At 39.9% G+C, this 19,372-nt stretch carries 13 protein-coding genes and 1 riboswitch; of the genes, 6 read left to right on the top strand and 7 right to left on the bottom strand.

Annotated elements, in window-relative coordinates:
* Positions 1–90: 90 nt before the first annotated feature.
* Positions 91–1,002, bottom strand: a complete 912-nt coding sequence (locus QE382_RS03400; protein ID WP_307184687.1) for a sugar phosphate nucleotidyltransferase — start codon at positions 1,000–1,002, stop codon at positions 91–93.
* Between the two features lie 134 nt (positions 1,003–1,136).
* Positions 1,137–2,678 carry a helicase HerA-like domain-containing protein gene (locus QE382_RS03395; RefSeq protein WP_307184686.1) on the bottom strand — a complete coding sequence of 514 codons (1,542 nt, stop codon included), beginning with the start codon at positions 2,676–2,678 and terminating at the stop codon, positions 1,137–1,139.
* 234 nt (positions 2,679–2,912) lie between these two features.
* Between QE382_RS03395 and QE382_RS03390 the strand changes: the two genes are divergently transcribed.
* The 5 genes from QE382_RS03390 to QE382_RS03370 all read left to right on the top strand — a co-directional run bounded on the left by QE382_RS03390 (position 2,913) and on the right by QE382_RS03370 (position 8,765).
* Complete coding sequence (locus QE382_RS03390; RefSeq protein ID WP_307184685.1) at positions 2,913–3,185, top strand: hypothetical protein; 273 nt, start codon at positions 2,913–2,915, stop codon at positions 3,183–3,185.
* A gap of 234 nt (positions 3,186–3,419) precedes the next feature.
* Positions 3,420–4,961 carry a SulP family inorganic anion transporter gene (locus QE382_RS03385; protein ID WP_307184684.1) on the top strand — a complete coding sequence of 514 codons (1,542 nt, stop codon included), beginning with the start codon at positions 3,420–3,422 and terminating at the stop codon, positions 4,959–4,961.
* A 209-nt stretch (positions 4,962–5,170) separates the two neighbouring features.
* Positions 5,171–5,818 (top strand): carbonic anhydrase, encoded by a 648-nt coding sequence (locus QE382_RS03380; RefSeq protein ID WP_307184683.1) that lies wholly within the window; start codon positions 5,171–5,173, stop codon positions 5,816–5,818.
* Positions 5,819–6,000: 182 nt separating this feature from the next.
* A complete protein-coding gene (locus QE382_RS03375; protein ID WP_307184682.1) occupies positions 6,001–7,671 on the top strand; it encodes a glutamine--tRNA ligase/YqeY domain fusion protein in 1,671 nt (556 codons plus the stop codon).
* 428 nt (positions 7,672–8,099) lie between these two features.
* Complete coding sequence (locus QE382_RS03370; protein ID WP_307184681.1) at positions 8,100–8,765, top strand: OmpW/AlkL family protein; 666 nt, start codon at positions 8,100–8,102, stop codon at positions 8,763–8,765.
* Between the two features lie 143 nt (positions 8,766–8,908).
* Here QE382_RS03370 and QE382_RS03365 read toward each other — a convergent pair whose 3' ends face one another.
* The 5 genes from QE382_RS03365 to QE382_RS03345 all read right to left on the bottom strand — a co-directional run bounded on the left by QE382_RS03365 (position 8,909) and on the right by QE382_RS03345 (position 15,651).
* On the bottom strand, positions 8,909–11,863 hold the full coding sequence (locus QE382_RS03365) for a glycosyltransferase family 117 protein (RefSeq protein WP_307184680.1): 2,955 nt from the start codon (positions 11,861–11,863) through the stop codon (positions 8,909–8,911).
* Positions 11,864–12,177: 314 nt separating this feature from the next.
* Positions 12,178–13,134, bottom strand: a complete 957-nt coding sequence (locus QE382_RS03360) for a methylenetetrahydrofolate reductase (protein ID WP_294348281.1) — start codon at positions 13,132–13,134, stop codon at positions 12,178–12,180.
* 72 nt (positions 13,135–13,206) lie between these two features.
* Positions 13,207–13,309: riboswitch (SAM riboswitch) on the bottom strand.
* Positions 13,310–13,528: 219 nt separating this feature from the next.
* Entirely contained in the window at positions 13,529–14,380 is an 852-nt protein-coding gene (locus QE382_RS03355; RefSeq protein WP_307184679.1) for a hypothetical protein, read from the bottom strand.
* Between the two features lie 105 nt (positions 14,381–14,485).
* Positions 14,486–15,010, bottom strand: a complete 525-nt coding sequence (rimM, locus tag QE382_RS03350) for a ribosome maturation factor RimM (RefSeq protein ID WP_293884091.1) — start codon at positions 15,008–15,010, stop codon at positions 14,486–14,488.
* A gap of 119 nt (positions 15,011–15,129) precedes the next feature.
* Positions 15,130–15,651: a 30S ribosomal protein S16 gene (locus QE382_RS03345; protein ID WP_209578546.1), complete on the bottom strand. Its 522-nt coding sequence runs from the start codon at positions 15,649–15,651 to the stop codon at positions 15,130–15,132.
* 365 nt (positions 15,652–16,016) lie between these two features.
* Here QE382_RS03345 and QE382_RS03340 point away from each other — a divergent pair, with 365 nt between their 5' ends.
* Entirely contained in the window at positions 16,017–19,367 is a 3,351-nt protein-coding gene (locus QE382_RS03340) for a UvrD-helicase domain-containing protein (RefSeq protein ID WP_307184678.1), read from the top strand.
* The last annotated feature ends 5 nt before the right edge of the window (positions 19,368–19,372 follow it).

Genomic DNA, 19,372 nt, shown 5'->3' with positions numbered 1-19,372 from the left:
TATTCTACTCATTAATCTAGCAAACAAGGCAAAAAAAAAGACCTGTATTGCTGGCAATACAGGTGAAAGATAAGCTATTTCTTTTAGCTCCTAAAATAACTTTTCAGGATAGACTCTATCAGCAACCAATTTTGATATTGATTCTTGTACAATAGGTTTATCCTCTTTATAGGTTACGCCAAACCATTTCGATGAAGTTGGAATTACTTTGAAATCCGCCAACTTATGTTTAACCATATAATCAGGTACGGAAGGAATGAAAAATTCTGCTTTTAAATTCTCCTTATTTTCCTCGACAAACGCGGGGAACATCGCCTGCGCAACTTCGAAAATCTTTGGTGTAAAACCCCAGAAATTCATCGAAACGCGGGTTTTTGGATCTAGGTCTGTTTCAACACCATTTTCTTCATAAACGATTTTACGATCGTCACCTTCACCTTTGTAGTATATATTTGTACGTTCAGTTACACTTTCCATGTGGCCAGAAGGGGTAACCTCACATACTCCGCGTGAGACATAACCATAATCAGACATGGTATTTCCAACCTGAAAACCCATTAATGACATTTGCTGGTCAGAAACCTCGGTCGTTAAGAATTCAGCCATTTTTTGAAAAGAATCGGCCCCGTAAAAATCATCTGCATTGATGACACAAAATGGCTCCTTTACTTTATCTTTAGCACTCATCACCGCGTGCGCTGTACCCCAAGGTTTAGTTCTCTCGATCACATGATTGACACCAAATTTCGTTAAGTCAAAATCTTGAAAAGCATAATCTACCTCTATTTTACCCTTCAATTTTTCATCAAATACTGCTTTCATTTTTTCCAGAAATTCTTCCCGGATAATGAATACAACTTTTCCAAATCCTGCGCGAATGGCATCGTAAATTGAATAGTCAATAATTGTCTCGCCGTGTGGGCCAAAACCATCTACTTGTTTTAAAGAACCATACCGGCTAGCCATTCCTGCTGCCAAAATCAAAAGGGTTGGTTTACTCATATTTAAATTGCGTTAATAGAATTTTCTTCTCGTGGGTAAACTTAGCTAAATTTGCCCTTAAAAGCAAATTTCGGCAAGTTCAGCTGTACCCTCAAAGGTATAGTATTGAAACGAAAAAGATCAAAAAATTAGTATTATTTCTTTTTTAAGAATGCGTTTAATAATCCCGTTGCTAATTTGCCCAACAACTTCACCCCTTCGCGCGCTAAAGTTGTTGTAGCAGTTCGTTGCGCAGCTTCCAAAGGCGTCTGTCTTCGAGAAGTGGGCCGACTCGCTTTTTCCGCTTCTTTTTTCTGGGCGGCGCGTTGTTCTTCCTGTGCTGCAGCCTGCATTCGTTCTTCTATGATTTCTGCCGCAGAGCGATTTTCTTGCCGTTCTTGGTATTTAGCTTTTAAATCAGACTGATTGATAATTTGTTGGATCGTTGCGTCACTTGCAGGCCCCATCACGGCACGGGCAGGTACCAAATGCGTAGCAACAACCTCTGTCGGAATACCTTTGTCATTCAATACGGTAATCAATGCCTGTCCCGTCCCCAAAGCAGTCAAAACCTGATCAATTTCATAAAAATCAGATTTTGGATAGGTTTTAACTGTCTTCTTTAAGTTTTCAGCATCGTTGGGTGTAAAGGCACGCAATGCATGCTGTACCCGATTTCCCAATTGCGCCAAAACAGATTCTGGCACATCGGTTGGAGACTGTGTACAGAAGAAAACCCCGATCCCTTTCGATCGAATAAGGCGAATGATCTGATCCACCTGTGTCAGAAAGGCTTTAGGAGCTCCGTTGAACAATAGATGGGCTTCGTCAAAGAAAAAGACAAGCTTAGGTTTGTCCAAATCGCCAACCTCGGGCATATTTTTAAACAACTGTGCCAGTAAGCTTAACAAAAATGTAGAATACAGTATGGGCTGATCTTGCACATCGGAGATATTTAATAAGCTAATCCCCCCCTTACCATCTACCTTTTGAAACAAATCGTTGATGTCAAATTCTCTCTCACCAAAAATATGGGATAGACCTTGCTGTTCTAATGCAACGATCTTACGTAAGATGGTTCCCGAGCTGGCGGAGCTAATCTTACCGTAATCATTTTTTATTTCTTCGCTACCCGGTCCTTCCGAAAGGTAGGTAAGCAATTTCTTCGTGTCTGAAAAATCGATCAAAGGCATTTGTTGATCCTGCGCATATTTAAACATCGCAGCCAATACCCCTGTTTGTGTTTCATTGAGCTCAAGGATCCGGCCCAACAAGACCGGCCCAAAATCTTCTACGGTAATCCGCATAGGAATTCCTTTGTTGCCAGAAAGTGAGTACAATTCAACGGGAAACGATGATGGCTCAAATGGTATACCCACAGCACTTCCCCGGTCAATAAGTGCCTGATTGGTCAGTCCTGGCTCTGCTAAACCTGACAAGTCACCTTTGACATCCAGCATAAATACAGGCACAGCGGCATCCGACAACTGTTCGGCGATTAACTGTAACGTACGCGTTTTACCTGTACCTGTCGCGCCGGCAATAAGTCCGTGACGGTTCATCATTTTCAAAGCCAAATTCACTTTTGCTTCAGATTGAATTTCCCCATTGAGAATTCCTGCCCCCAAATAAATGAATGCTCCTTTGGGGTTATAGGATACCTTCACTTGCTCAATAAATTGCTCTTTATTTGCCATACCTAAGGCTTTAAATGTATAAATCAATAAAAATTGAAAAACTTTACATAAAAATAATCTCTTCGTCACAATTTAGTGCCAAAATATATTTTTTAGTGCACTATTAATTTGAATTTAACATGGAATTACTATTTTTACGATGTAAAACAGTAAAACTAAAGGTAATAAAAAATGTTAAATAAGCGGTTTAGATTTGTGGCAGCGTTCCTTTGCGCGATCATCTTTTTCACAAAGATGGCTATATCTATTTCACCTATTTTTTCCAATAGTTTAGATCAAAGTACAATCTTACAGGTTGTTTTACAACTGGAAATCGAGAACAATAATGGCGCGAGTAATGATACACTCGATACAGCCTCAAAATTTTTCAATACGAAGTCAGAAGAGCCTATTGTATTCGAAACTATAATCGTTGAGAACCAAGGAAAACAAAAGAATTACCTTAAAAATGAGAAAAGCATTTTAGCTTTTCACCCTACGGTTCCAACACCCCCTCCTAACGTATAATGACATCCTATCGGGATGTTTTCCTATCGACCTACACGCGAAAGAAAAAGTGTGTACGGTACTCTTGATTTTTCTTAAGTAATCTTTACGCTGGCATGATCGGTCTATTATTGGCCTTTTGTTGAGTGCAACGCATGCGTTGATGCTCCGGGACAATAAGCCCTGTATCCGTTATTACTGCCGCTATTATAGGTTGCTTGATGAAAACTTTATTTACAGATAAACACAAATTTTATGTTTGGAACTCGTACGTCGGCTTTTCTAAAATTATCGAAAAGAGACTTAAAATATGACTTCCCTGCTAGTGTTGTGGTGTTTTTGGTGGCACTTCCATTATGTTTGGGAATTGCAATGGCTTCAGGTGCGCCATTGTTTGCAGGATTATTGACAGGTGTAATTGGTGGAATCGTGGTCGCTTCCATCAGTAAATCACCACTCAGTGTAAGTGGACCAGCTGCTGGTTTAACTGTTATTGTCTTAGGTGCTATTCAAAGCCTAGGTGCATATGAAACGTTTCTACTTGCCGTCGTTATTGCTGGCATAATACAAATCATTCTGGGTATATTAAAAGCTGGAATGATCGGTAATTACTTCCCCTCAGCAGTCATTGTAGGGATGCTTGCGGCAATCGGTATTACGATTATTATGAAACAAATTCCTTTAGCATTGGGCTTGGTGGAATCACACGCCTTTGAAGTAGACAATGGACATGGTATCGGTGCTTATTTTGACACGATAGTCTCCGCAATTAACTTTGGTGCATTTACCATCTGCGCGCTGTCTTTGGCGATTCTTATCTTTTGGCCAGCGATTCCCAAGCTCAATAAAGTTCCAGCCCCTTTGGTGGTTGTAATTTTAGGTGTCAGCTTAGCTTACCTTTTCAACGGATCAGCATTTCAATTGCATGAAAAGCAATTTGTTTTAGTTCCTATTGTAGGTTCCTTCTCCGAGTTCACGGGTTTATTTACACTTCCGGATTTTACACAGGTAGTGAACAAAGAGGTGTGGATAGCTGCGTTTACCATTGCGATTATTGCTAGCCTTGAAACTCTATTGAGCATCGAAGCTGTGGATAAAATAGATCCATACAAAAGAAATACACCAACCAACCGCGAACTTGTTGCGCAGGGGATCGGTAATATGACCAGCGGACTTTTAGGCGGCCTACCATTGACATCCGTTATCGTCCGCTCATCGGCAAACGTCAATGCTGGAGGAAAAACGAGACAATCTGCCATTATGCATGGTATTTGGCTTTTGGTCGCGATGCTGGCAATCCCGACAATGCTAAATATGATTCCACTAGCCTGTCTAGCCGCTATTCTCCTTCATACAGGATATAAATTAGCAAAACCAAGCCTGTTCACCTCCATGTACAAAAAAGGTTTAGATCAATTTATCCCATTTTTTGTTACCATCGTAGCCATTGTTTTTACCGATCTGCTGATGGGGGTAGGCATAGGAATTGTCGTGGCAACATGCTATATCTTGAAAGCAAATATGAAAAATGCGTTTAAATACAATATTGAAAGAGACAACGACGAAGATAAAGCTATCATTACATTAGCTGAAGAAGTATCATTTTTGAATAAAGTCCCTATTCAACAAAAATTATACAGCCTCCCAAAATCGATCAGCAAGATCCGGATCGATGGGACATTCAGTAAGTTCATCGATAAAGATGTTATTGAAGTCATCAAAGATTTTGAACAGAATGCAAGGAGCAAGGGAAAAGACATTGAACTTTTGCAGGTTGTGTATAAAAAGCCTTCCTAGCACCAAAACATTCATTATGGCATACAGGTTTTGCCAGAGATCACACTTGTATGAAAGATCCTTCCGGGACGGCAGGGGTCTTTCATTGAGATCAGGAACAGTTATTCAATTAAAATAAGTTGTTTGAAGTAAACAATGAATTTAGACATTTGTATTTACTAGCATAAAATAGAAACAATGCCTGCGGGCAAGAGTGAAATAAGAAAAATATGGAAAATAAAGATTTAATAATCGGATTTGACAATATCATTAAAGGGAATAAAGAGTGGATGGAATTTGTGAAAAATGATGTAACAGGACGTTTCCAGCAGCTTGCCAAAGGGCAGAATCCAGAAATTCTTTGGATAGGTTGTGCAGATAGCCGAGTACCCGCCAATGAATTGACAGGCACAAAGCCCGGAGAGGTATTTGTACACCGTAATATTGCCAACATGGTTATTCACTCTGATATGAGCATGCTGTCGGTATTAGATTATGCGGTCAATGTTTTAAAAGTAAAACATGTCATTATCGCAGGCCACTACGGTTGTGGAGGTGTAGCTGCCTCTCTAAGTCGCAAGCAATACGGTATTATCGACAATTGGCTTGGGCATATCAAAGATGTATATCGCTTACATAGCGCTGAGATTGATGCAATTGAAGAGCACGAAGAGAAAGTAAATCGCTTAATCGAACTCAATGTAAAAGAGCAAGTTTTTAACCTTTGTGCCACTTCAATCATTCAAAATGCATGGAAAGAACGTAATGATCTTGCAGTGCATGGTATGATTATCAATATCGGCACTGGGGAGTTGATCGACCAGCATTGTACTTTCACCAACAATGATGAGCTTGGCGAAATCTTCTCGTATAAATAGCGTAGTAATAAAAATCGGTAAAAGGGGCATTGCATAATATTGCCCCTTTTTTGTGCCAGATCCAAAGGTTATTAACAATGCGCTTTATAGGCTCTACAGTAGACATATTCCACTGCTTATTCTGAACCGAATATCTACGATCTCCTAGCAAATATCTCGTCGCGAATAATTAACTTTGTACTATGAGTGAAGAAAAATCATTAAATTTTATCGAGGAAATTGTCGAAGAGGATCTTCGCACAGGGAAGCATGGCGGACGTGTATTGACACGTTTTCCTCCTGAGCCAAATGGTTACCTCCACATTGGTCACGCCAAATCCATCTGCTTGAACTTTGGATTAGCACAGCAGTATAATGGCAAGACTAATCTACGTTTTGATGACACTAACCCTGTCACTGAGGATACGGAGTATGTTGAAAGCATCAAGAAAGATATTCAATGGCTTGGTTTCCAGTGGGCAGAGGAATTATATACTTCAGATTATTTCGAGATACTATATCGTTATGCCGTTGAGCTAATTAAAAAAGGTCTAGCCTATGTTGACGACAGTACTGCTGAAGAGATTGCAGCAGCAAAAGGTACTCCAACAGAACCGGGAGTGCCGACGGCTTACCGCGACAGGTCTATTGAGGAAAATCTAACGTTATTCGCAGCTATGCGTGCCGGTAAATACAAAGATGGCGAAAAAGTACTTCGTGCAAAGATCGATTTAGCTAGTCCGAATATGCATATGCGTGACCCTTTGTTGTACCGCATCAAACACGCTCACCACCATAGAACTGGCGATCAATGGTGTATCTATCCGATGTATGATTTTGCACACGGGCAATCCGATTCTATCGAGAAAATTACACATTCGATCTGTACATTGGAATTTATCCCACACCGTCCACTTTATGATTGGTGTATTGATAAATTGGAGATTTTCCCTTCTAAGCAATACGAATTTGCACGTTTGAATATGACCTATACCGTCATGAGTAAACGCAAATTGCTGCAATTAGTTAATGACAAATTTGTTGAAAGCTGGGACGATCCGCGTATGCCTACGATCTCAGGATTGCGAAGAAGAGGTTATACACCTGCCAGTATCCGCAACTTCTGTGAGAAAATCGGTGTTCAAAAACGCGAAAACATGATCGATGTCAGTCTTCTGGAATTCTGTATTCGAGAGGATCTCAATAAAACGGCATGGCGCAGAATGGCTGTTCTTGATCCGATCAAATTGGTGATCACAAACTATCCTGACGGTCAGGTAGAAGATCTTATCGGTGAAAACAATCCAGAAGTTGAAGGTGGTGAAGGCTCACGCTCCATTCCCTTTTCAAAAGAACTTTGGATTGAACGCGATGATTTTATGGAAGATGCTCCAAAAAAATTCTTCCGCTTAGGCCCTGGACTTTCTGTGCGTTTGAAACATGCCTACATCGTCACCTGTCACGATTTTGTGAAAGATGAAAATGGCAAAGTAACGGAAGTGCATTGTACATATGTTCCAAATTCTAAATCAGGAGAAGATACTTCTGGGCTAAAAGTAAAAGGGACAATCCACTGGATCTCGGTTCCGCATGCGAAAGAAGCCGAAGTGAGATTGTACGACAGATTGTTCAATGATGAAAACCCTGCTGCAGCAGAAGATTTTAAAGCATCGATTAACCCAGAAAGCCTTCATATTATTGAACGCGCTTATATTGAACCGGATCTAACACATGCAACTCCGGGAAAAGGTTATCAATTTATACGACTGGGATATTTTACCTTAGATACGCATTCTACCCTTTCCCAATTAGTGTTTAACCGTACGGTTACACTGAAAGATTCTTGGGGTAAAGAGGTAAAGAAAAATGCATAAAAGATTTATTCTTAACTAAAAGAGGTCGGAATCACTTCCGACCTCTTTTAGTTTATGTCCTTTTACTAAATCTGCAGCCAGCTTTGACATTTTCCTTCCAAAAAACGCATATATAAACACTGCCATCCTCTTCGCAGCATTTTTGATAAATTTAGGCAATGCGATCAGACCTGACATCTTACTAGCTTTCTGTTATTCCTCCAACATGCAATATAGCCTTCGGAAATTCAGGCTTTATTCAAGACTGACAAATAATATACCCGCAGAGTCAAAACATATACAGCTGTGTTTTTTTTGACAAAAATCTATAAAGGTAAGTCATGTACACTACTCCGAGCATTATATCATTCATTTTTCAACTTGATTATCGTCACTCTTTTGCCTTGATTTTAGCAATAGTTTTACGTCAAACAAATACCCTTAACGATATGAAAAAGTTATTTTTAATCGCATTGACACTCACTTTAGGAGCACTAAGTTTACAAGCACAAACAATCCCTAATCAACGTTGGCAAATGAGACTCAGAGGAGTGGCAGTCATGCCAAACGAATCGGCTAAAATTAATACGATAGGCGGAGACGTGGATATCAACACAAAATTTATTCCTGAACTGGACTTCACCTATTTTTTCACAAAAAACATTGCGGCGGAATTGATTCTCGGAACGACAAAACATAAGGTGCATACAACAGGTTCAGATTTAACTGCGATTGGTGGAAGTTCCTCCAGTAATGTTGATCTAGGCAGCGTATGGCTTCTTCCACCTACGCTTACAGCGCAATATCACTTCTTCCCCGACGGAGCTATAAAACCTTATGTGGGCGCAGGGATAAATTACACGATATTCTATAGTGCTAACGCAGGATCCACTGTAAAGCATGTGAAATACGACAATGCTTTTGGCTTCGCTACCCAACTTGGGATTGACTTTAAGCTATCAGACAAATATTTTGTGAATTTAGATGCTAAATATATTCTCTTAAAGACAGATGTTAATGTGGATGCATCCAACTTGGCTCCCAGCTTATCCATACCAGCAAAAGTTGATATCAATCCCTTTCTGCTTGGCTTTGGAGTCGGTATGAAATTCTAATCATTTGGCTCATTTCCCTATCCTATATGTATCGAGGCCGCTTTCAGTATATGAAAACGGCCTCATCTGGTTCCTCAGCTCAAGCTTGTTTCTCAAATTACCATTTAGACCAACTCATAACCTAGCTTCGTTTGTCACATAAATTACTCTAGACCATACCAGTTTTGATATTGACGCCTTAAGCCCTCAACCCGTGCCAATCGTTTATCTTCTTTCGCATCCGATAAAATTTTACGGTAGCGGTCTACCGAGTCCAACCCAACCTGAATATCATTCCATTCGAAACTTAAATTTTTCTTATCCACTACGAGTTGATGCAAATATTCCATATTTTCAGCTACATAATTTAGATTTCGATCCATCATATTATTGGCGAGCTGAGGTTGTCCAGAACGATATAGACTATCAATAATATCAGCATAGTTGACTGCATCTGACATAGCATACACGCGCGCAGGTAATTGATCATATGCTTTTTTAGCAACTTCTCCTGCTTGTTTTATTTGGCCATTAGCCAATAACAGACGCGCTGCTTTTCCAAAAATATCTCTTGCATACATGCTTGAAAAGCGGAATGAATCCGTATCAACATATCGAGCATTTTTTATATTGCCCCAATGATATGTGTGCATAATATTATGATATAAAGCTTCCATATTCACTAGTCCGGCTTGCTCACTTTGCTTTTCAGTTGACTCACCCGTAGCGGCGATAGGCATCAGTCTAGACGTGAAACCTTCATTGATAAGATATTTATCTAAACCTAATTTAAGATCACTTGGCAACATATTTGAAAAATAGACGGGCCTGTTCCATTGGTTATTTTCAAGCACCGATAAGATTGTTAAATCAGCCCTTGTTAGGTGGTCAGTTGGTATCTCCCATTCCATCGTTGATACAATAGCTTCTTGCAAATAAGATGGAACTGCTTTTTTCTTAACGACATCCGCTCTATTGACGTCCAATTTAACTTTTCTTGAGGGGAAATAATTTTCCATCTCGCCGGAACTCAATTGAACTTTATATTCTGGATCATCTGAGGTTACAAATTGTAATAACTGACCTGCATCAACAGCTTCTTCAAGTTGCCTATCCACAAAGGGGATATAATCACGGACACCTTTTTTTGTCTTTTCTGCCGGAATTGTTACGGGGAGACCTGCTGCTCGATAAGTCGGCTGCCTGGCCTGTTGCATATACCAATCACCAGTAAGATAACTTAAGACGACCACCCGTACATCGGGACGCACACCTTCCACTTCTTGTAAGTACCACACCGGAAATGTATCATGATCGCCATAGGTAAATAGAATTGCATTTGGAGCACAGGCTTCAAGATAATTACGCGCCAAGTCCCTTGCCATCGATTTCTCCGATCGATCATGATCGTCCCAGTTCTGATGAACCAAAATAATGGGGCCACCCAGCAATGCAAAGGATAAACCTGTCGCCAAAGCATAGCGTGTTCGTAAAAAACGTTTGAAAAAACGAACCAATGCGATCAGCCCCAATCCAATCCAGATTGCAAACGCGTAGAAAGAGCCCACATAAGCATAATCCCGTTCGCGGGGCTGCATGGGCGTTTGATTGAGGTAAACAACAATCGCTATTCCCGTAAACACGAACAGTAGTGTTACGACCAAAGTATAAGGCTTGTTATTTCGATACAACCATAGCGCACCAGCTATCCCCAAAAGCAGCGGCAGAAAGAAATAGGTGTTTCGGCTTGGATCATGCTCTTGAGCTGGGGAAAGTTTATCTTGACCCCCCAGGCGCCAATTGTCCAATGTTTTGATCCCTGACAGCCAATTCCCGTCATTATACGTTCCATACCCTTGCTTATCATTCTGTCTACCGACAAAATTCCATAAGAAATACCGGGTATACATATCGCCAAGCTGAAAATTGAAAAAGAACTTAAAATTATCGGAAAAAGTTGGTTGTTGCCCTTCTTTCAAATTGAGGTAACTTCTATAATAGGCTTGGTGGCTTCCATCTTGGCTATAGATACGCGGGAAAAAGGATTCCTTATCAAATTGATATTTGTCTACCTGTGTGAAGGGAACATACGCCGATTGATCCTTCCGATAGCCTGTCTTACTCTTTACACCAACGACTTGCGAATCATAATACGGACCTTTGAGCAATGGTTCCCGGACATATTGTTCCCTGCTCAAATAGCCCAAAAAAGAAAATACATTATCCGGCGCATTATTATTCAAGGATGGGTTTGCTTTTCCCCGGATCATGACCATGGTGTAGGAACTGTATCCAAATAAAACAAAACAAAAAACTAACAGAGCGGTGTTGAGCGTATATTTGTGCTTTATATGCGAATAATACAAACCGTAAACTATCAATCCGACCAATAATGAACACGAGAAGAAAATGCCGGAACCAAATCCCATTCCAAGTGAATTTACAAATACAAGGTCAACTTTAGCTGCCAGGCCAACCAGCCATTGAATAATACCCCACAAAACGGTACCCAGAATCAGTACACCTACTACAAAAGCTTTTAAGGTACCTTTCGCGCTCACCTGAGTTGCTTTTCTGAAATAGACAACCATCGCTATCGCTGGGATAGCCAGAAGATTCAATAAATGAACGCCAATAGAAAGCCCCATAACAAAACCGATAAATACCAGCCAACGATCGCTACCTTCTTCATCAGCACGAGCTTCCCATTTCAATATTCCCCAAAACACAACTGCTGTACATAAGGACGACATCGCATAAACTTCGGATTCTACGGCCGAATACCAAAATGAATCGCTAAAACTAAATGCCATTGCACCAACAATTCCTGCGCCGAAGATCTGTAAGCAGTTGGATAAGAGTGCGTATTTGTCTTCGCGGAGTATCTTCTTGGCAATTGCTGTTATGGTCCAAAATAAAAATGTAACCGTAAGCCCGCTGCAAATTGCCGATCCGATATTCATCCAATAGGCGATTTTACCGGCATTACCAAAAGCCAGGTTGGAAAATATATTCTGAATCAGAAGAAATAAGGGTGCCCCAGGTTGGTGTGCCACTTCCAGCTTGTAAGCACAGGCAATGAATTCACCACAATCCCACCAGCTTACCGTCTTTTCCACGGTAGCAATATATACACATGTGGCAACGAGTCCGCAAGCAAAACCCAGTAGAGATTTATTCTATTGTACGTCATAAGGTCGATTGGTCTTTTATTAAATCCTTTAGAGCACATTAATGTAAAAAGTTATCTTGATTTAAGTATGTTAATTAACACTATTTAACACAAGTACCTAACAATAAATACCCTGTCACTTGGATTCGCTTAAATGAAATCAGTTAGAAACACGACGAATTGGGTATTAGTTCAATTATAGTATATGTTAACAATGAAAAAGGGAGCTTATCAGCTCCCTTTACCTGGTATTTTTATAAGTTAGGCTAATTTTTGTACAATTTTCTTTGTTGGGCCCGGATTACTCATCGTATAAAAATGTAAAACCGGAGCGCCAAACTTGATCAGCTCCCGACATTGTTGTACCAACCACTCTTCTCCGACTTGTCTGACGTCGGCATTCGTTTTACAGGCCGAAACGGCATCGCTCAGTTCTTCTGGAATATCCAGATGAAATATTCTGGGTAAGGTCACAAGCTGCTTTTTAGTTGTCAGTGGCTTTAATCCGGGGATAATAGGCACATGGATTCCATTATCCCTACATTTAGTAACAAATTCCTTATATTTTTCGACATTAAAGAACATTTGAGTTACAATAAATTCCGCCCCCATATCGACTTTTTGTTTCAGATATTTAAAGTCAGTATTAAAATTTGGCGATTCAAAGTGTTTTTCGGGGTAACCTGCTACACCGATACAAAAATCAGTTTTTTCTGAAGTCACAATATCCTCATGTAGATACTTTCCTTTATTCATATCAGTAACCTGTTCCAATAGGTCTGTTGCAAAAGCATGTCCACCATCCGTTGGAATAAAATCAGCATCGCCCTTACGCGCATCTCCGCGCAATACTAAGACATTATCTATGCCCAGGAAGTTCAGATCGATCAGTGCATTTTCGGTTTCCTCCTTAGTAAAACCACCACATATCAAATGGGGTACTGCATCAACTTTATATTTATTCATGATTGCTGCACATATCGCCACTGTTCCAGGACGTTTGCGATAGGAAACGCGTTCCAGTAATCCACCTGCATGCTCTTTATAGATATAATCTTCGCGGTGGTAAGTTACGTCGATAAAAGGAGGTTTAAACTCCATCAGTTCATCCATGGTTTTAAAAATACTTTGGATGCCCTGCCCTTTCGCCGGTGGTAATAGCTCAAAAGAAAACAATGTTTTTCCGTTGGCATTCTGGATATGATCGATAATTTTCATTAAAAAAACTGTTTTTTAGTTTGGTTGGCTTATATCGAAACGCACACGTCGAGGAATCGTTGATCTTCATGTAACTTATCTTTCCCACATGGAGTAGGGTAGAATTTAGCACCTTGAACAATACAGGTTGCTAAGGCTTCAACGGGTCTATTCCCTCGGCCTTTCTCTATAAGCATTGCTAATATCGTTTTAAAAAATCAAAAGACAAAAATATTTTTTCGAAAAGACTAAAATGGTAGCGAAAAGACCGTAATAAATACGGTTTCAGAGTTATTCCCAGGCAATAGCAGGAATTTACGCTCCACCAAAAATAAAAGACTTAAAAAAAACAGATAAATTTAACGATCGAAAATCATTGACAGCCAAGAGATTGACTAAGCCACAACACGATCGCCTAAAGATGCGCTGCCAGGGAATTCCGTAGATTTTTGAGATAAAATGTGATTAATAAAAGGCCTGTTACATGGTATTCCTCTTTCGATCCATATTTAAAGCCATCGAATAAATAGCGATAGGCGATCAATGCATTTTGTTCATTGTAAAACAACTCTTTCCACGATTCCGGCACATCGGTCCACGCCTTGAGCACAATACCGTTCTCCGCATAAATAATTGGCGATTCAATACCATCCATTCGATAATCGTGATGTGTACCAGAACTTGATATATGTTGAAAGTAAGCGATGGAATAATCAACAAAATTTAATGCCCTCGCCCTGATCTCTTTTTCACTTTCTGTTCTTACGGGAGCATTCCTCCACAAATTCACTTGACTGTCAAATTTGCTTGGCGTCTCGCGTATAGGGGTTTTATCTAAAGCGAAATTGAGATAAAGTCTTTCGGTAGTCGGCACACGCGCGGAGTTAAACTGTGAAAAATCACCTCTCAGCTGAATAAAATCCTTTTTTACCTTAACAATATCCAATGCGATGCTACCTTTTTTCTCGTCGGTCAACGCTAATCGGTCGCCGTTGAATCTATACTTTCCGAAGAGTAATATGTCATCGATGGCTAGGACAAATTGGTCTTTATCATGAAGGGAGAGAAAGGATCGGTATATAGTTGGGTCATTACCATAGACATCTGCCTCCACATTTTGGGAGGATTCGCTCTTTAATTTACGATACTCCTCATTTGAATAACCAAATATCATTTGATAATTGCCTTCAGGAAACTCCTTTTTCTTCCCAAAGAAAGTACAGGAAAATAACGAAAATGCGAATAGCAGCAGTAATAACGGTTTCAATATCAATTAATAATTATGGTCAATAATAATACACCGACCAAGAGAAGAAATTACTGCAATAGTTATAGTATACCGCTATTCATTTGAATTAAGCTCGGGGATAGCTTATTCTTTATAGAGATCCACCAAGCCCTCTGGCAGTTCAACTTCAATAATCTCCTCCTCGCCATCAATACCTAAGATCAAATCGTCCGAAAGCGGGAACATCAGCTCCTTGCCATCCATATCTACGGTAGCAACAAATTGTTGTGGAAATTCCTGCACATCTGTTATTCTCCCCAGTTCACCATGGTTCTCATCAATTACTAAAAACCCGATCAAATCCGTATATCTAAAATCATCTGGATCACGCTCCGGCATTTTATCATTGGAAAGATATAGCTTTTTACGCACAAGTATTTGAGCCTTATCAATATGATCCACATCTTCGAATGTCACATAAGCGGTACTGTTCTTTTGAAATTTGATGGCGTCAACAAAATAAGGAACAAGCTTTTTGTTCACTTCCACGAAGACGACATCCATATCCAAACTCTCGTATTCTTCGAACTCAAAAAATAGCTGTACTTCCCCTTTAAGCCCTCTTGTTTTGCTGATATAACCGATGTAAAAGCTTTGATCAATAGTCATATTTTCGTATTTGGCAATTAGATGTAAGACATGATAATGGCAAACTATTAGCCTAATGGCTGTTTCAAAAAAAGCCGGCTCAAGGTTGAGTCGGCTTTCTCGAATACTTTATGAAAGAATTAACCTTCAGTTTCTTCTGATGCAGGAGCTTCAGTCTCTTCAGCAGGAGTTTCTTCCGCTACAGGAGCATTTTTAGCAGCTACAGCAGCAGCTTTTTCTTCTTTTTTCTTAGCTTCAGCAGCTAAAGCAGCATTTCTAGCATCAGCTTTAGTTTGTGCTAAACCATCTTTTTTACCAGAGATTCTTGCATCATTAGCTTCAGTCCAAGCTGCAAATTTAGCTTCAGCAGCAGCTTCATCAAAAGCACCTTTTTTCACACCACCTTGCAAGTGTTTTTTGTAAAGAACACCTTTGTAAGAAAGGATAGCGCGAGCTGTGTCAGTCGGTTGAGCACCTTTGTTCATCCAATCCAAAGCTTTTTCAAAATCCAAAACGATCGTTGCTGGATTAGTGTTTGGGTTGTAAGAACCAATACGTTCAATGAATTTACCGTCACGTGGAGCGCGAGAATCCGCTACGACTACGTGGTAAAAAGGACGTCCTTTTTTACCGTGTCTTTGCAATCTGATTTTAGTTGCCATTTTTTAATTTATTTTATGTATTCAACATATCCCCCGAGCTTCATACTAGAGGGGATGCAAAGATAGTTATTTTTTTCTATTCATAAACATAATTTTATAAAATTCGCTGAAAATGACATCCTTAACACCTTTAATCCCCTATTTTAAAACAGATGTCATTACACTAGCTCTGCCGTCAACACCAACGTAATTTGTACAGCTGTTAGCTTCGTCCAAAGGCAACAGCTAATCAGATTATGACACCATGTATATATCATAAAAGATAATTTGGGTAATAAATTAGAATCAAATTACGTCTGTCTTTCTCAATTAAAATAATCTTCGCCATTTTTGCCAATTCACTTTTTACTTTCTACCTTCATTCTATGAAATCCGTTGCGCCATTAAAAATACTCAAAGCTTCAGCCGGTTCGGGGAAAACCTTTAGCTTAACTTTACACTATCTCGCACTCCTCCTATCCAACGAGAATAGCTATAAGGAGATTTTAGCGGTCACATTCACCAATAAGGCAACTGCCGAGATGAAAGAACGTATCCTATCGGTACTCCATGGCCTAGCAACAGGCCACCCTAGCCCTAAGATTGAAGATTTCAGAAAGTTATTACTGGCACAACAGCCAGGCTGGACTTCACATCTTGTGCAGGAGAAAGCTCACCGTGTTTATCGCCGTATCTTGCATGATTATAGTCATTTTACAATAAGTACAATTGATGGTTTCTCCCAAAAGGTCATCCGTGCATTTACGTATGAACTCAATCTTGATGCAGCTTACAAGATTGAAATGAACGTCAATAAAGTGAAAAATGAGCTGACAGTTATGCTCAATCAATTACTGGATGAGCGCCCCGATCTACTCGATTGGATTATAACTTATGCTGAAAAGAAGATAGCAAAAAATGAAAATTGGAACTACCGTCAGCAATTGATGAGCTTAGCGAGCCTTATTTTTTCTGAAAATTTCCAGGAATTTGATAGTTACATCAACTCGGCAAATCCCAAGGAGGTTTTTAATCTCCTGAATCAGGAGATTGAACAGAAGATAAGCGCATTTACCGAAGCGCTATCCATGACAATTGAAGCGTTTAGTGAGACATTCAAAAAATTCAACCTCACTGAAAATGACCTGAAGGGTAAATCACGCAATAAAATAATCTCAGCCAGCAAAACCAGTAAAAAGACGGAAAAACTGAGCGCTTCTGAAATTGCCAAGATAATAGAAAAATACCTTCTGTTAATCGACAATGAAGATGCTTTTACCGATAGTGATAAAAATATACGTCATGATCTTATGGCTGCATTCGCCCCTATCTTGGCATCCTTCCAAAAGTTACACGACAACCTATCCGCCTACATAGCCTATCAAGCAGTACAGAATAACCTCTATTACCTTCGTTTACTCAAAGAAATGAGCGATTTACTGACACAGTGGCGACGCGATAATGGTGCCCAGTTAATTTCCGATTCTCAGATTCTGTTAAACAAACTCGGAATTGATGAAAATAGCGACCCAACATTTATCTGGGAGAAAATCGGCAATCGCTTTAACTACTTTTTGTTTGACGAATTTCAGGATACTTCGCGCATTCAATGGAAAAATTATAGTCCACTACTGATCAATGCATTGGCAGATGCCAAAGGTACGGTCAGCGAACACCTGATTGTAGGTGATGTTAAACAAAGCATCTATCGCTGGCGAAATGGCGATTGGCGAATACTACTCCAACAGGTAGAACAACAGATTGTCCATGCCTTTCACTTGGACGACGATAGCAAAACAACCTTTATCGAAAACGGAAGCCTCGACACCAATTTTAGAAGTCTTCCAAATATTATTCATTTAAACAATTACCTGTTTAGCAGTATTCCAAAACATTTGCAACAGGTATTAAATGAAAAAGTATCCGAAAGCCTAGATGAAGAAGGCAAACAGTGGTGGGCTTCCTCGGGCAATGATAGCATGCTTGTCAAAGCGTATGAAAACAGCCAACAGATGGTTCCTGAGCATAAAAAAGGAAAATTTGACCAATTAGGTTCTATTGAGATCTCCTACATCCCCGTTACTGATGGACGTTACCGAAGAAATCAGGTCATCGAAGAATCACTCGTCAATTTATGCCAAAAAATAAAAGAATGGCTACTCGACAAACGCTATCAACCCCAACAGATCGGTATTTTAGTACGTAGTAATTCACAAGCTAAGTTGGTTATCGAAAAACTCATGGATTTCAAAAAACATCAACAGCTCACGTTTGAAGTCATATCAGGAGATGCGCTGTCGCTAGCCAGCAATGATGCTGTTTTACTACTGATCGAAACGCTGAAAGCCTTGGTCTATAATTCGGAGAAACATACCATTCATAAAGCAAAGATCGTCTATCTCTATCAGCATATACAGAATAGTACAGTTGATCAGAATGCATGGTTAAAATTTGCCACAAATGACATCCATGAGCTTCAAGATTATCTCCCTGAGGCACTGATTGACTCTTGGGAAATGGCGCAGAAACAGCCATTGGTCCACTTGATTGAAAAGCTTATTGAAATCTACGGTTTCACAACCGCGGACAATATTCACCTCCCTTACCTTCTCGCATTCAAAGATATGATCTCAACGTTTTCCACGAATGGCGAACGTGGCATTATACAGTTCTTAGAGTTCTGGGAAGAAGATGGCAACCGGGCTGTACTGCCTTCCAATGGACAAATTAATGCGATTGAGGTAACGACAATCCACAAATCAAAAGGACTGGCTTATGATGTGGTCATGATTCCATTTTGTTCATGGGATCTCGACGGCATGATCAACGGCGATTTTTGGATCGAGACATCCGAAACTCCTTTTGCCCAATTGGGGAAAATTCCAATCAAATACACATCTACCGTCGGCAAATCTATATTTTTCAAACAATATTTTGAAGAGATGCTATTCAACTACATGGACGCCCTTAATACGTTCTATGTGGCAACAACCCGCGCCGTTGAACACCTTTATATTACTGCTCCGTGCTTTAAAGAATCTGTCGACAAAAAGACAGGAGAGATTACAGGCTATGATACCAAAGACGAATATATCAGCGATGTGCTCTTCCAAGTCTTAGATACTCCAGAATCGCCGTTTAAAATCGAAAATAAAGTCCTATATATTGATCAGATAATCCAAAAAAGAAAAGCACAGTTTCGAAATGACAATATTATTTCGTTGACCCATTATCCCATTTCCAAAGAACTGGAAATGGCTTTAGAGAAAGCGAGTACGCGCAGTATCAACGATATTATGATGTTGGAAAAAGCGGCACAGTATGGCATATTGGCACACGATATTATGGCTCAGATTTCAAACGAAGAAGACATCCATAAACTGGTTGGCCGACTGATCCAGGAAGGTGTTCTTTCCAAGGATGAGCAGCCCTTTCTCATGCAGGAGATCAATCAAATCTGGAAGCATCCCATCATCAATAAATGGCTTACCGGAAACTATAAGATCTGGAATGAGGCCAGTATCATTACCGCCAAGGGAGAAACCATTCGGCCGGATAAAGTCATCACTTCCAAAGAGGAAACAATCGTACTCGATTTCAAGTTTACGCAGACAGATTATATCGGACATCAGTATCAAGTCGATAACTACAAAAAAAATCTAGAGAATCTAGGCTACAACAATGTTAGGGCTTTTCTCTATTATGCAAAATCAAATCAATTAACTGAAGTAAAATAATAGCC

This window comes from Sphingobacterium zeae (genome assembly GCF_030818895.1).
Classification (GTDB): Bacteria; Bacteroidota; Bacteroidia; order Sphingobacteriales; family Sphingobacteriaceae; genus Sphingobacterium; species Sphingobacterium zeae.
Note: the sequence above shows the minus strand (reverse complement) of the source record. Positions and strands in the feature narration are given on the sequence as shown.